Raw genomic sequence first — 14,382 nt, 5'->3', positions numbered from 1 at the left:
CCGCCTCAAACACCCTCGAAGAAGGACGCTCTGATGGCTCACCAGCTCGACCAGAACCTGCAACCCACGATGTCGGTGATGGGCAACCTGCGCCGCATGCGCGATGGCGCAATCTGGGCCGACTACCGGCTCACCGGACTGGCGTATGGATACACCAGCGACGAACGCAAATACGACACCTTGATCCACCACAAAAACCTGATCCGAGCGCTGCCGAACAACGCGGTCATCGCAGGCGTCATCGCGGCGATGAATCCGGACGAAATCCTTGCGCGCGCGATCGCCGGAACAGACCTCAGCGCCCGTCCGATGTGGCGCGAGGAATGCGAGGGCAAGCACGAGTACTTTTCGTCCACGGTGCACGCCGCCGAGCGGATTTTCGTGCTGTCATTTCCGGTCACCGACGCCGACGTCGTATCCGATCTCACCGGCTGGGGCGGCGTGGCGCGCCGCTCGGCGGAGCGTGACCGCGTCGAGATGGCAAGGGCGGCAGCGCTAGCGGCCGCGATCGTCGCGCGTCTTCCGTCGGTGTTTGCGTTCGAGCCATTGACGGCAGCGCAGATGGTGTGGCTGTGGAACCATGCGTTGTCACGCGGGACGCGCCGCGAGGTGTTTCCGCCCTCGATTTCGTCGAACGTGTCCTCCCCCGCCGGAGCGTTCGCCGCAGCGGAATTCGACGAAGGTGAACGGCGTGGCGACCGCAAGCGGTGGCGGCCGGACAGCTTTGCGCCGCTGGTGAAGATCAGCCAGCCCGGCCGGATCGGCGCGGCCACCTCATGGCAGACGCTGCTGGCGATCGAATCGCTTCCCCTCGAGGGGTTGCAGTTTCCGGGGTCGGAGTTTTTCACCATCGCCGACCGCGTCGATGGATTCGACGTCGACTGGGCAGCGCGGATCAGCAAGACCAGCCGCGAGCAGGCGATCGCGCGCAACACCAAGAACCTGCGGCGGCTCAATGAGCAAGTCGGTGAGCGCGACTCCGAGGTGTCCTTCGCCCAAGACATGCTGTCGCAGCAGGCGCTCGATCTCGGCGAATACAACGCGCTGTTGGAAACCAACGACGACGAGATCGAGGTGTCGATGTGCCCGATCTTCGCCATCGCCGGCGCCTCGCGGGCCCAGTGTGAGGACGGGGCGCTCAAACTGGTGCAGGCCTTCGAACGTAACCGCATCAAAGTGGTCGCCCCGCTGGGCGGGCAACGCGAGCTGTGGTCGGCGATGAATCCCGGCGGTGCCGGCCTGCGTGTGGTTGCCGACTTCTCCCACGTCACCATCAGTGAGTACCAGGCCGCCAGCGTGCCGTTCGCGACCAATGCCGTCGGTGATGCGCAGGGGCCGATCATCGCGCTGAATTTGTCGGGTCGGCGCAATCAGCCGGTGCACCTGGAGTGGTGGCGTGAGCCGCTCAAAGACGCGTCCTCGGCGATCGCGATCGCCGGTGAATTGGGTGCGGGCAAGACCTGGCTGATCATGTACATGCTGTTCCATTTGGTCGACATCGGCGGTCAGTTCTTGGCGATCGACCGCACCGATTCCGGGGAGTACGCGCGCCCGGCGGCCACCCTGGGTAGTCACGCGATCATCGACCTGATGCGGCCGCAGTGGTCGATGGATCCGCTGCGCACCTTCCAGGCCGATATTGGGGTCGACTCCGCCGTCGAACTGCTCACGCCGCTGTTCGAGTGCGAAGCGAACTCCCCGATGGGAATGACACTGGGTGAGGTGCTGCGCCCGGAATGGGGGGTGCGCTCGATCCCGGACCTGCTTGCCGTGCTGCAGCGCGGGGCTGACATGGGCAAGTTGGCCGACGGCAAGCCGCTGCCTTCGGGATGGGATGAGCTGCACCGCCACCTGGCCTACTGGTCAGGCCGCCGCTATGCCGCGGCGCTGTTCGACCCGAATCTGCCGTCGCTGGATCTCAACACCGAAGGCATCGTGATCCGCACCAACAGGGTCGAGGTGCCCACCGGTGAGGAAGTGGCGGGCCGCGAGGCGCTGAGTCCGAGCAAGGTGTTCGGTCGGGCGATCTATGGGCTGTCGATGGAGTTGGGTCGCCAAGCATTCCAGCTCAACAAAGCGCGACCGGCCGCGGTGGCCCTCGATGAGGCCTACCACGTGACCTCCACCTCCACCGGTTTGGCCCGTACGGCGCGGCTGGCGCGCGACGGCCGTAAAGACAACATTTCGTTGATCCTGGGAAGCCACGACCCGGTCAACGACTATCCCGCGGGCACCGCATTGGACCTGATACCGATGCGGATCGTCATGCGCCACCGTGACGAGACGCTGGCCAGGCGGTCACTGAAATGGCTGGGGATCGACCCCGACAAGAACCCGCACATCGTGCGTGACTTGACGACCAACACCTCACCCAAAGGCGCCGACGGCAAGGTGGTGCGCGGCCGCGAGGGCGAGGGCTACATGCGCGACGCCCGCGGCGCGATCGGCCGCATCAAGGTGCTCGGCCCCTCCTCGCCGCTGCGGCGCGAAGCGATGAGCACCACTCCCCCCGACCACAGCCAAGTCGCCTAGCCCACGGAGGTTCATGTGAGGGACCATCGGCCCAACAGCGGCGGCCGGGTGCTCGTCGACGCCGATCGGCTGGCGCGTTGGGATCAAGGGATTCGGGCCTGGACTCCCGCGGCCGTGCTGCGGTGGTGTGCACGTCACCGTGCGGTGACCACGGCGGTGCTGATTGGATTTCTGCTGCTCGTGGTCGGCGCGGCCCAGGCGAGCGCGGATCCAGGTACCGGCGCCGACACCGGGGCCGGGGACGTGCTGATTTCCTGGATGGGAATCAAAGACTCCGACAATGTGCCGGTCGCCAAATACACCTTGACCCTCAATCAGGGCGGCTGGGACGATCCCACGGCGAAGATCTTTTCCTACGTCGATTCTGTCGTCTACGAGGTGTATCTGTGCGTCACGACGACCGCGCTGTGGCTGATCAAATTCGTGCTCGACTTTTCGTGGTTGAAATTATTCACCGGCCCGTTTCAGACCATCGGTCACGGCGTGGATACCGCGATGGACCGGTTCGGGTTGGCCGCGACCGCCCTGGCGGTCTTGGCGATCATCGCGGTCTGCACGGTGCTGGCCGGCCGCACCGCCAAAGCGGTGTCCAACATCGCCATGGCGATGGTGATGATCGGTATTGCCGCAACGATTTTCGCTAACCCGCTGGCCGAACTCGTCGGCCCCGATGGGCTGCTGGCCAAAGGGCGTGACACCGGTCTGCAGATCGCGTCGTCGGTGTCGGACGGACACATGAGCGACAACGGCGGCAAGGCCAACATCGACGACATGGTGTCACGTCTGGCCGATAGGTTTTTGCGTTCGCCCACCCAGATGATCAATTTCGGGCAAGTCAGCGACTCGATTTCGCGTAAATGCAAAGAAGCATGGTCGAAAGGAATCAAAGACCAGCACGGCGACAAACTCAAAGACGACATTCAGGGGTGCGACTCCAAAAAGGGCGACCAAATGCACGACAAGTCTATGGGTAACCCCGCCGCCTTCCTGGTGCCGCTGTCCATCTGCGGTTTCCTGGCCAGCATCCTTGTCGCCTTCGCCTGCTACTTCGTGTGGCATGTGGTGCGCGCGGCGGTACAAGCCATGCTGTATGCCGCGCTGGCCCCGCCGGCGTTCGCCATCGGCGTGATACCGGGCGGGCCGCAGATGTTCGCGTGGAAAACCCTGCTGGACTGCGCGATGGCGTTCGCGGCGATGGTCATCTACACCGCGGCGTTCGGCGGTTACAACGTGATCCTCGACCAAGTCTTCAAGGAGTCGACCAACGCCATCCAGTCGATCTTTCTGACCACGCTGGTCCTGGCGTTCGGGTTCGCGTTCTTCGGGCCGCTGCGCCGCATGTTCGACCGCAGCCGCGACACCATGGCCGCCAAACTCGGCGGCGGAAACAGCGGCGGGTCCGGCCGAGGCTGGCTTTCCAAGTCCGCTGACCTGGCTGCACTGAAGGGCAACCTGGCGCCCGGCGGGCGCGGCGCCTCGAGCAACAAACGCGAGCCGGGCCGCATCCAACCAGAATCGGACTCCTCCAGCAGCGCCGGCGGGGGCGGTGGCGGCGCCGGTCCAGACGGCGGCGACGGACCTGGATCCGGGCCGGCATCCATCAGCGACCCCGCAGCAGGTGGCGCAGGCGCATCGGGGGCAGGCCGCGCCGGCGGCGACGCCGACACCTCCTCGGATGCCGGCGGCCACCAGCGTGCGCCGCAGCCAGCCGAACCGGCGGTCGTGGTCAGCGATGCCAGCCGAGTTCACGACCGGCTGGCCGAAGCGGTCCGGATCTACCGCGCCAGCCGCGGCGGGGGCGGGGGCGGCCGCGAGGGCCGCCACGCGTTGTCTGAGGCTGCCTGACTAGGGCCGGGCACTGATGGAACCGATGGAATGGGTGGCGATCGCCCGCACGGTATGGGCGCATCGCCGCAAGCTCTACGCCGCGCTGGCGTTGCTGGCGCCGTTCGCGTTGACCGCGCTGCTGGTGATCTTCGTGGTGTTCCTCGGTGGCGGGGCGCCGCCGGCCACGGCGGGGCTGACCCCGCAGTGCCAGCACCAGCTGCAGTCCCAGGGAATCAGCCCCGACACCGGGGTGTCGTTTGGGCCGGGCCCGATCAACAACGGCAAAGCTGTCATCGCCGCCGGCCTGCAGATGAAGGTGCCCGAGAAGGGCATCATCATCGGCTTGGCGGTGGGCATGGAGGAATCCGGGCTGCGGAACCTGGCCAACTCCAATGTGCCCGAATCGATGGGCATTCCCCATGAGGGCGTGGGACACGACCACAAGTCGGTCGGAATCATGCAGCAACAACCATGGTGGGGCAGCCTGCGTGACCTGATGACCCCCGGCGTTGCGGCTCAAAAGTTCTTCGCCAAGCTGCTCAAAGTCGGCGGCTGGCAGAACATGGCCCCCACGGTGGCCGCCCAAGCAGTCCAAGGATCGGCCTTTCCCGACGCCTACGCCGCATTCGTGACACAGGCAACCGCGTTCTACCGCCAGCACTTACACGAAGTGATGGCCAGCTCTGGTCATCCCACCCCGCCGGAGTCCACCAAAGACGACAGCGGCCGCGACATCTGCGGTGTGGTACGCGATCCGCACGCCGGCGCGCCGAGCAACCTGGGGCCCGGCACCGCGGCCGGGGTGGCCGCCGCGCGAGCCGCAGAAGCCCAGATCGGGCTGCCCTATGTGTGGGGCGGCGGAAACACCAACGGCCCCACCGGGGGCGGATTCGACTGCTCAGGTCTGGTGCTCTACGCCATCTACCAAGCCTCAGGACACCGAATTGTGTTGCCCCACTTGACCTACGACATGGTCCACTACGGCAGCATCGTCCCACGTACCGCCGTGCAGCCAGGCGATCTGGTGTTTTTGAACCCCGACTCCCGCGGGCCCGGACACGTGGCCATGGTGGTCAACCCCACCACGATCGTGGAAGCCCAAGACTTCGGGATCCCGGTGAAGCTCTCACCGTTTCCCTCCCGCTTCGTCGTCATCAAACGCGTCCTATGACCGAGAAAAGAGGCAGGCTGACATGAACATGAGCACACAGCAGCGATCACTGCGAGCCCGATGGTGGCGCCTGCGGTGGTGGATGCGGCGGGTCCCGCTGCGTCTGCGCCTGGGAGTGATCGCCGGCATCGTCGCCGTGGCGGGATTGTGCTGGCAGTACAGCACCCACCACGGTGAGACCGCCGCCAGCGAGCGCCACCAGCAGCGGCCAGCCGCCAGCGCCACCCCCGCGCCGGCGCCGGCGGCCCCGCCTGCTGACTACGGCGACAACCCTGCGGTGGACCAGCTGCCGGCACCCACCGTGGCGCCGCAGCTGGCCTCGATCGACGCCGCTCGGGCCCTCGCCGCGCGGTTCGCCACCAATTTCGCCTCCCCGAACGACAATCACGACGACTGGTTGGCCCGCATCAGCCCCGATGTGTCGCAGCAGCTGATCGAGCAATACCGGCTCACCGATATCCGCAACGTCCCCCAGGCCGCGGTGAGCTCGCTGGACGGGCCGCTCGACGAGCTGCCCGGCGCCGTGGCGTTTCGCGCCACCTACAACGACGGGTCCCAGATCGAAATCCGTCTGGCGCTGGCAGCAGACGGCTGGAAGGTCGCCAACGTGGTGCCGGTCAACTCCGACACCACGCCGGCGCCGGCCTCCTCCTCCCCGGGCCCGGGGGTGCGGTGATGGCAGCGAACAAGACAGCTCCCGGCGCCAAGGCTGACACCAGGACGGCGCCGCCGCCGCGGCCCTACGCGATCAACAACGCCGAGCTCAAACGCCCCCACATCGCCGGCGAATCCGCGGCCGAGCAGAAGCAGGCCGCCCAAGGGTGGCGGTGGATCATCCTGTCCGCGCTGGCTGTGGTCGCGCTACTGACCTACACCAAGATCTGGCCAGCGGCCCAGCACCTGCTCTATTCGCCCTCACCGGTGCGCGACTACCTGCTGCCCCCCTCAGCCAACCCGATCTACGTCGTCGCCGGCGTGGGCGTGGGCTGGTTTTGGATCTTGTTCATCGCCGCCCCGGCGATCGCCGCGGCGGCGGCCGCACTGTGGTGGGCCATGCTGGCGTGGTCCAACCACCGCGCCCGCACCGGCCATCTGGGCCAGCTGCGTGCCGGACAGGCCTGGACCGGTGAGCAGTACCCCACGGTGCCGCTGATTGTGGGAGGCGCTGGTGTGACCCTGGCCCTGGCCGGGGCCCTGTTGCGCTGGGCCGGGCCCGCGGCGAGCACCCTGCCTGGTCGGCTGGTGGTCGTTGCGCTATTGGTCGCGGCCGGCTACGGGTTCACCCAATTCGCCTGGTGGGCGTACCTGCGCGGCACCATCACCCGCCAGATCAACAAGGTCACCTACCTGGCGTCGTTCACGCTGGGATGGACCGATGACCTGCGAGCTGGCCGCGTCAAGGTCATACGCTGCGCCTACCCGCGCCGGCAAAAAGCATTCCCCAAGGTGGTCAAGCTGCTCTACAGCCAGCATCCCCGAGCAGTCGGCGACGACCTCATCGCCGAAGTCGGCGCGGTGCTGCGCGAGGTCACCGGCCACACCTACACCCTTGAACATGAGGCGTTGACCCGCACACTGACCGCCACCCACACCGTGACCGTCGATGAGCACGACGCCGTCGACGACGCCGAAACGGTGCTCGCTCCGCTGGTCGCCTCCTGGTTTGATGCGGCAGCCCACATCGCCTCGGTGACCGTGGACACCCCAGCCCCGGTGACCGACGAGGCTGACGGGCAGGCCGCCAGCAGCCCGCCCGCCGATGTCGATGAGGAGCTGGCGCAACGAGCGGCCGCCACCGGCAACGACGCCATCGCCTCGCGGATCCGCGAATTCACCGTCGGCTTCGCCTACAACCTGAAGGTCAGCTCGGCCTATCGCCGCGGAGTCATCGAAGGCATGGTCTCTGATGCGCTCGGAGGATCCTGGGAAGCCGAATGGAGCATGGCCTCGCGGCGGGTGCGGTTCGTGCGCAGCCCCGGCCTTCCCGTCCTGGTCGACCCGCCGCTGCAATTCCCCACGGTCACCCGGGCGACCATCCGTTCCCTGTACAAGCACACGGTCATCCCGTTCGGCGTCGACGCCTACGGCAACACCATCAGCTGGGACTTCAAACAGTCCCCGCACATGCTCATCGCCGGCCAGACCTCCTCGGGCAAGACGTCGGCGCTGATGACAGTGGCCACGCAGTGCGCCCGGCGGGGTTTCAACGTGGTCGAAATCGACCCGAAGGGCTTCGACTCCCCAGGGATGCGGGATTGGCCGAACGTGTCGCTGGTGACCGCCGGTACCGACGAAGACGGCTTGGTCGGGCACACCGCCGCGCTGCGGTTCATCGCCGACACCATGCGCGATCGGCTCTCGCAGGTCAAGATCAATCCCAACCGCGCCGACGACTTCGACCCCATCATCGTGATCACCGACGAGTTCTCCAACCTGGTGGTGGCGTTGGCCGAGTTCTACGCGACGTACAAGACCAGCAAGGAAAAAGGAGCGCCGCCCACCACCAAAGACGTCGGGATCCTGCTGCGGACCGCGCGAGCAGTGGCCATCCATATGGCGATCGGCATCCAGCGTCCCGACACGATGTTCATCTCTGGTGAGGCGCGCGACAACACCGCGTTGCGGGTGGCGATGGGCCGCCTGCGATCCAAGGACGCGGCAATCATGATGTTCAACGACGCGGTCGCGGGCACCCGCATCCAACCGGGCATCAAGGGCCGCGGCACCGTGCAGCTGCCCGACGGCCGGTTCCGGGAGATGCAAGCGTTCTACACGCCGAAAATCCCGGCCACCGAGGAGCAGTGGGCGGCGTTGACAGACCACGAACGCGCCATCCTCACCGAGCTGCGCAACGTCGACAGCTTCTGGCCGCGCCGGGTGGTCGACAGTGCGCTGCGCGGCTACGACCCCGAGGACGAAGACCAGTCGCTGTCGTTCGCCGACATCCGCCAATCACCGATCGTGCTCGCCTCCGAACGTCCCGACCTGGACCCCCTGAGCGAGCAGTACGTGCGACCGTTGAGCGCGGTCCGCCAGGCCACCATGGACGACGAGCATGCCGACCTCGCGGGGATACCACACGGCCACGATGGGCAGGGCGCCACAGCGCCGGCGGCCGCGTCATTCGGGGCGCCCGTTGACGGCTTCGACGACGACTATTTACCGACCATCGAAGACGAATACGCTGCCGCGATCCCGGTCGCGGCCAACGAGATCACCCACGGTGATCTGGTGGACCTTTCCGTTGACGGTGTCGCAGACTGGAAGTACGTTCACGCCGAGCCTTACCTCACCGAAGATGCTGACGGTCTTGACCGGCTGGTGATCCCCTATCGGGACCTCGATGACGGTCACGACGCCGCCGACATCGAGGTCGATCCCTACGAGGTGATGCAGGCTCGCAAACTGCATATGCACTAGCGACAACGGAGGTGGGTATGGCGCCCAGGAAAAGGAAAAACGGCAGGGCTGCCGCGGAGGCCGCGTATGCCAACCTACTCAAAGACAACACCGCCCTCGTCGGTGATGTCGGAGAAACCTGGGACGCCTACGTGGCCCAGCTCCACGACGCGGCGGCGGCACGGGAGCGCTACGAAGAGGCGCGCGCCGCGGCGGTCAAAGGTGGTGCGGTCACCAACGATCAACTCGACCAAATGGGCTACAAGAAAACCGCCAAGTTGCCCACACCGCCGCCCAGAACCCCGGCCGGCCCCACCTCGCAGAGCTCGCCGGGGTCCAAGCCGGATGCCCCCGCGGGGCGGCCCGAGCCATCTTCTGATTCACACACCAACGGTGTATCAGCCGAGCCGGCGTTGGCCTCGGTGGGCGCCGCCAACCGAGGGGAGTACTGATGAGTGCGATCGACGCGCTGGTCCAAGAGTCTCAGGAGCAGCACCGCCGCTACTACGACCTGTTCGGCCATAACCCGGTGCGTGGTGACGGGCTGCGTGAGGTCGGCGAACTGAGCCGGCAATGCGCCGAGCAGGCCCGCGAAATCCGTCAACAGGTCTTGGATTCGAACTTCTCCACGGCGGTGCTCGGCTAATGGGCGGTCACGGCGGCCCTTTCGCCCAGTCAACCGGTCATGATCACGTACCGCTGGACGGGTTCAACGGAAACGCCACCGGTGCCGGTGGTGCCGCGGACGGCAGTGCTGATGTCAACATCAACGGCGGCAACGCCATCGCGGGTAACTCCGCAGCCGAGGCCGCCGAGATCGCCGCAGTCCCCAATCCGCAATCACCCGAAGGCCAACGTCAGATCCTGGCGATCATCGAGAAATACCAGTCCAAAAGCGCTGGCACAGTTGAAGAATCGGCGGCCACCCAGCAGGCCAACGGCGAGGACGCCGCCAACGGCGGTCACCACCACCATGGAGACGACGACGGTAAAGACGACTCCAAAGGCGGTAGCGGCCTGATGGACATCTTGAGCCAATTGCTCGGCTCAGGGAGCTCAGGGCTGCAAGGCATGAACCCGTTGGGTCAGGGCATGAGCCCGTTCGGGCAAGGAATGGGCGGTGCTGGCGCCAACCCGTTCGGCGACCCCTACGGTGCGCAGCAGGCCGGTGCGACCAGCCCGGCCGCCAACCCCTTCGCCGACCCGCTGGCCTCGCCGAGCGCGCCGGCGGCCACCACCGTGGGAGCCACCTCAGACCCGTTCTCCAGCTCCCCCACCGGCGCCACCAACGCGACCCCGGCGGGCAGCAACCCCAACGCGGCCACCAACCCCTTCACCACCGCAGACAACCCCGGCGGACAAGGCGGTGGCGGCGGTGCGGGGGCTGTTCCGGCGACCGGCGGCGGCACCAAGCCAGGCGCGAGCGCGACGAACACCTCGGGTGTGGACCTGGATGCGTTTTCCGGCGGTGATGGCGGCGCTGTTCCCGCGGACCCGGCCACCAGCGCTACGGGCAGCAAGTAGTCCGGGCACAGCGCGCAGGTCATGGTGTCCACCGCCGTCAGTAGCGTCCCGGTCACCTCATGGTGGTACGGGCAAAGCCGAGCGCGCGACGTTGCGCGGCGCCTGGAATCGCTGTCGGGGCTCTCACCGGCACCGGGGCCCGCCGGGGTGATCACCGCCCGCCGCGACGAACTGACGGTGACCTTCGTCGAAGGGCTCAAAGCTCCCCTGCCCCAGCCGTGGCAGCCCGCCGGCCGCGAAGCCCGCATCGGTTGGGAAGCCGTCGACCCCGGGTACCCACCGGACCCCAACCATCCGGTTTACCTGGTGGTGTTCGGGACCACCGATGACGGTGGACTGGTGGGGTTGAACCTGGCCGCATTTCCCCGGCTGCGCGTCGAAGGAGATCCCGACACCGCTGCCGCATTGATCCGCCGCTGGGTGCTGGAACTGGTGGCTACCCATCCCGCCATCAGCATTGGGATCACCGACGACGTGTGGACGGGGCCATGGACCACCCGGGTGCAACCAGTGGCGCCGGGGTCTGTTCCCGGCGTCGACGTGCTGGTGTGTGGTCCCGGGCTGACCTATGCCGAACGCGCCCAGATCGTGGCCGCGGCGACCAGCCCGATCCTGATTGACCTCGGTCAAGACGCGGCGATGTCGAGCACCTGGGTGATCAACTGTGGTCCCGATCGGCTCGGGCAGATCAGTCGCGGCTCCTCGTCGCGGCCGATGACGGCCACACTGATCGTTCCCAGCGCCGAGGTCGTCGAGCGCTGCGCCGAACTGCTGACCGACCAGCCTGAGCATCCGGTCGCCACCCCTGAAGCGGTGCCGGCCGAACGCGGCGCCGCCGCCGGCGCAGTGCACTGGGATGACTCGGCCCTCGATACGACCGGCCTCGACGAGGACAGCCCGACCACTGGGACTGCAGGCCTTGCCGACAGCGCGCCCCGGCCTGAACCCGCGCCTGGCGAGCAGGGCCCGATCGACTTCTTCGCCCCCGGGAACGCAACCTCGACGCCCGCGGCGCCGACGTTCCTGGTCGCCGACCACCCCGATGACAGCCAAGCCGCCCAACGCGCCCCCGTTGCGGCACCCGCAGACGAGCACCACGCTCCGGGCCCGGCCCCGCACGCTGCACAAGCCGACCTGCCGGCAGCTGCACTGCCTGTTGCCGCGGCGACCGAAAGCCGGCAACAGACCGATGGGCCAGCGCCGGTGATCGCGCCGATGTGGAACCGCATCCTTGGCCAGGTAGTACTGCAACCACCGCACAGCACCCAAGAGCCCGGGCCCCGGGAAAAGCGGCTCAACGAACTCACCGTGTTCCTTCAGCACCGCCCCTGGGCCAGGGCCGATGACATCATCGCCTGTGTCTACGGCGGGGCGGCCTCAGAAAAAACGGTGACCCAGCAGCTCTCCTTGCTGCGCGCACGGCTGGGAGTCGTGCGCCCCGGTGGGCCAAAAGCGTTGCCGCCCATGAGCGATGGTGGCTATCACCTCGACAACGCGGTGCGCTCAGACTGGATGGAATTCGAGCGGCTGGTGGAAATCCTCGTCGAGACCACCCCCACCCCGAACCTGATCGCAGCGATGGATCTGGTCACCGGGCCGCCGCTGAGCAGAATCCCGCCGAAAGAATGGGCCTGGACCAAAGACTTGCGCGAAGAGTTACGTGACCGAGTTCCCGCAGCTGCGGTGGCCCTGGCGCGCCGGCACCACGACGCCAAGCGGTTCGGGGCCGCGGTCGAAGTCGCGCGCAAAGGCTTGTGGTATGACAGCGTTCGACAGGACCTGTGGCAGGTCGCGCTGGCGGCGGCTCTCGAGGGCCACGACAAGGACGCGTTCCGCGCATTGCGCGGACAGTTCCTCGCGACCGTCGCCGGACCCGATCGGGATCCGGTGGTCTTCGATCTCACGCGACAGGCAGGATAAAGGGGCCGCCATGCATTCCATCACTGTGACGCAATTCAAGGACGACGACGACGAGGTCATCACCACTGCCGAGACCGACCCGGCTGCCTTGTCGGTGTCGGTGTGCACCACCGGCGCGATCGTCGATGTCGACGCTGCCGTCAAGACGCTGCGTCCGCTGGGTGTCGAGGGATTCACCGAGTTGTTCCTGGCCTGCGCGCAGGCGGCGTTCGCCCACCGCTACGACCCACTGTTGTCCGAGTAGCGGCAGGGTCGTCATGGGCTTGGATATCGACACCAGTGGACTGCGCCGCGCCGGCGAACTGGTTCACGCCGCCGGTGAGGTCTTACACCAGCAGTTAGACGCCGACGCGCCGCCCTGCGGGGACGATGAAGTGTCCAAGGCCCTGATGGACAACCTCAACGCCTGGCAACGCTGGCTGGTCGCGCACCTCAAAGCCGGTGCCCAGCAAGCATTTAGCGCCGCGGCCGGTATCCACAACGCGGCCGGCGGATTCGACACCCACGACGCTGCGGCCGCGGCGGCCTACGGCGGCGCCGGCGGCCACGCACCAGTGGCCACGCCGGCTGCCGCCCACAGCGGACCGGGCGCGGCGGGCGCTGCACCTACCGGGCCCCCGGCCAACTCACCCGTGCCGGACATCAGCGGCCGCGACGGTGAGAAGCTCGCCCTGGCGCTGCACTCCGGCGCCGGGCCCGCGCCGGCTTTGGCCAAAGCCGCGCAGTGGGAAGGCGTGGCCGCCCAAGCAGTGACCGCGCATACCGCACTCACCGGGGCCCGAACCCAGCTGCTCGCCTCCGGTCACGCCGCGCTGAGCGCACCGCTGGTGACACGGCTGGACCGGGCCATCGGCTGGACTCAGCAGGTCGCCACCCACGCCAGCGCACTGGCCAACGGCTACAGCACCGCCGCCGGCGCCCACACCACCGCCACGACCGCAGTCGGCCACCCCACGGTGTGGCGCACCACGAAAACGAACTTGGCCGAGGCACGCGCGGACCCGTTCGGGGCGCCTCGAGCGCAGGCCTACCAAGCCCAGTTGACCGGGATGCAGCACACCGCCAGAGTCACGTTGACCGGCTATACCACCACCGGAACCGCGGCCAGCACACCGCCGAGCACACTTCCCCCCGGTCCCGGATTGGCCCCCACCACCCCAAACGCTCCCGGCTCACCCACGCCCAACACCGCTGACAAACCGGGCCAAACCGATCAACAAGACGATCCCCACGCGCCGACATCAGGTGATGGCACCCCGCAGACGTCCAAAGCGACGTCCGGGGAAGGATCGGGTTTCCAGGACATGCTCGGCTCCCTCATGGGGGCACTCGGTCCGCTGATGCAGTCACTGGGCCAAGCCAATCCTCTACAGTCGCTGGGCCAACTCGGCCAGCAGCTCAGCCAGCAGGCTGGCAATCTGGCCAAGGCCACCAAACCACCGATCAAGCCCGCCGCGCTAACTCACGCGCATCCGGCAGGAGGTGGAGCCCACAAGGGTGGAGGCGGTGGCAGCCCGATCAAACCTGCCGTTCTGGGCGGGGTCCACTCGGCCGGGCTGACCGGAACCCCGGCCTCCTCGCCTCCTGCCGCGCCGAGCAAGCCGGCGGCCCCCGCCGCCGCGAGCGCCAGCGGATCCGGCGGCATGGGCATGATGCCGATGGGGCGCCACGCTGAAGGCACCGACTCCAAGAAGGTGCACAGCTACGAGCAGCCAATACCCGAAGTCGAACCCGAAGGAAGGCCCGGAGTCGTCGGGGCTGCCGCCAAAGCTGAGCCCGTGGTCAAACCCGAAGCGCACAACGCCGTCAAGGCGCGCATCGCTGCCCGCAAGAAAGCAACCGCGACCGGCGACGACGCCTAGCGGTGGCTTACCCTTGCACCCCCCGCTGTCGCACTTTTGTGCCACGCTAATGGCATGACCGATCAGCCGGTGCGGCCAGCCGCCGCACACCACAGTGCGACCCCCTTGGGGTCAGCTGCGGTGGCGCACCCGCTGTGCGATCCCATC

General features: G+C 67.4%; 11 protein-coding genes. All 11 read left to right on the top strand.

All coding sequences use genetic code 11. The features are described from left to right. Nucleotides 1-33 precede the first annotated feature (33 nt). The 11 genes from AC5Y4F_RS24525 to AC5Y4F_RS24475 are packed head-to-tail and all read left to right on the top strand — an operon-like array spanning nt 34 to nt 14,235. A complete protein-coding gene (locus AC5Y4F_RS24525; protein ID WP_036473441.1) occupies nt 34-2,532 on the top strand; it encodes an ATP-binding protein in 2,499 nt (832 codons plus the stop codon). Nucleotides 2,533-2,547: 15 nt separating this feature from the next. Continuing rightward, nucleotides 2,548-4,377, top strand: a complete 1,830-nt coding sequence (locus AC5Y4F_RS24520) for a hypothetical protein (RefSeq protein WP_225337322.1) — start codon at nt 2,548-2,550, stop codon at nt 4,375-4,377. Nucleotides 4,378-4,393: 16 nt separating this feature from the next. Next, a complete protein-coding gene (locus AC5Y4F_RS24515; protein WP_051641675.1) occupies nt 4,394-5,530 on the top strand; it encodes a C40 family peptidase in 1,137 nt (378 codons plus the stop codon). Nucleotides 5,531-5,558: 28 nt separating this feature from the next. Continuing rightward, nucleotides 5,559-6,206, top strand: a complete 648-nt coding sequence (locus AC5Y4F_RS24510) for a hypothetical protein (RefSeq protein WP_133259259.1) — start codon at nt 5,559-5,561, stop codon at nt 6,204-6,206. Beyond that, nucleotides 6,206-8,950, top strand: coding sequence for an FtsK/SpoIIIE domain-containing protein (locus AC5Y4F_RS24505; RefSeq protein ID WP_036473444.1), 2,745 nt, complete (start codon nt 6,206-6,208; stop codon nt 8,948-8,950). Before AC5Y4F_RS24510 ends, AC5Y4F_RS24505 begins: the two co-directional genes overlap by 1 nt. A 17-nt stretch (nt 8,951-8,967) precedes the next feature. Beyond that, nucleotides 8,968-9,381: a hypothetical protein gene (locus tag AC5Y4F_RS24500; protein WP_036473446.1), complete on the top strand. Its 414-nt coding sequence runs from the start codon at nt 8,968-8,970 to the stop codon at nt 9,379-9,381. Further along, nucleotides 9,381-9,575, top strand: coding sequence for a hypothetical protein (locus AC5Y4F_RS24495; RefSeq protein WP_036473449.1), 195 nt, complete (start codon nt 9,381-9,383; stop codon nt 9,573-9,575). Before AC5Y4F_RS24500 ends, AC5Y4F_RS24495 begins: the two co-directional genes overlap by 1 nt. Beyond that, nucleotides 9,575-10,453 (top strand): hypothetical protein, encoded by an 879-nt coding sequence (locus AC5Y4F_RS24490; protein WP_036473452.1) that lies wholly within the window; start codon nt 9,575-9,577, stop codon nt 10,451-10,453. Before AC5Y4F_RS24495 ends, AC5Y4F_RS24490 begins: the two co-directional genes overlap by 1 nt. Before the next feature lie 21 nt (nt 10,454-10,474). Next, complete coding sequence (locus tag AC5Y4F_RS24485; RefSeq protein WP_036473453.1) at nt 10,475-12,373, top strand: hypothetical protein; 1,899 nt, start codon at nt 10,475-10,477, stop codon at nt 12,371-12,373. Nucleotides 12,374-12,383: 10 nt separating this feature from the next. Continuing rightward, nucleotides 12,384-12,617 carry a hypothetical protein gene (locus tag AC5Y4F_RS24480; RefSeq protein WP_036473454.1) on the top strand — a complete coding sequence of 78 codons (234 nt, stop codon included), beginning with the start codon at nt 12,384-12,386 and terminating at the stop codon, nt 12,615-12,617. Between the two features lie 13 nt (nt 12,618-12,630). Continuing rightward, a complete protein-coding gene (locus AC5Y4F_RS24475; protein ID WP_036473456.1) occupies nt 12,631-14,235 on the top strand; it encodes a PPE domain-containing protein in 1,605 nt (534 codons plus the stop codon). The last annotated feature ends 147 nt before the right edge of the window (nt 14,236-14,382 follow it).

Source organism: Mycobacterium sp. NGS56, assembly GCF_059812425.1.
This window is presented reverse-complemented; position numbering and strand designations above follow the sequence as displayed.

Excerpts from the sequence above, each read along its gene's own strand:
- AC5Y4F_RS24485 (WP_036473453.1), top strand. The coding sequence starts at position 10,475 with ATGGTGTCCACCGCCGTCAGTAGCGTCCCGGTCACCTCATGGTGGTAC.
- AC5Y4F_RS24495 (WP_036473449.1), top strand. The coding sequence starts at position 9,381 with ATGAGTGCGATCGACGCGCTGGTCCAAGAGTCTCAGGAGCAGCACCGC.
- AC5Y4F_RS24510 (WP_133259259.1), top strand. The coding sequence starts at position 5,559 with ATGAGCACACAGCAGCGATCACTGCGAGCCCGATGGTGGCGCCTGCGG.
- AC5Y4F_RS24505 (WP_036473444.1), top strand. The coding sequence starts at position 6,206 with ATGGCAGCGAACAAGACAGCTCCCGGCGCCAAGGCTGACACCAGGACG.
- AC5Y4F_RS24480 (WP_036473454.1), top strand. The coding sequence starts at position 12,384 with ATGCATTCCATCACTGTGACGCAATTCAAGGACGACGACGACGAGGTC.
- AC5Y4F_RS24515 (WP_051641675.1), top strand. The coding sequence starts at position 4,394 with ATGGAACCGATGGAATGGGTGGCGATCGCCCGCACGGTATGGGCGCAT.
- AC5Y4F_RS24525 (WP_036473441.1), top strand. The coding sequence starts at position 34 with ATGGCTCACCAGCTCGACCAGAACCTGCAACCCACGATGTCGGTGATG.
- AC5Y4F_RS24475 (WP_036473456.1), top strand. The coding sequence starts at position 12,631 with ATGGGCTTGGATATCGACACCAGTGGACTGCGCCGCGCCGGCGAACTG.
- AC5Y4F_RS24490 (WP_036473452.1), top strand. The coding sequence starts at position 9,575 with ATGGGCGGTCACGGCGGCCCTTTCGCCCAGTCAACCGGTCATGATCAC.
- AC5Y4F_RS24500 (WP_036473446.1), top strand. The coding sequence starts at position 8,968 with ATGGCGCCCAGGAAAAGGAAAAACGGCAGGGCTGCCGCGGAGGCCGCG.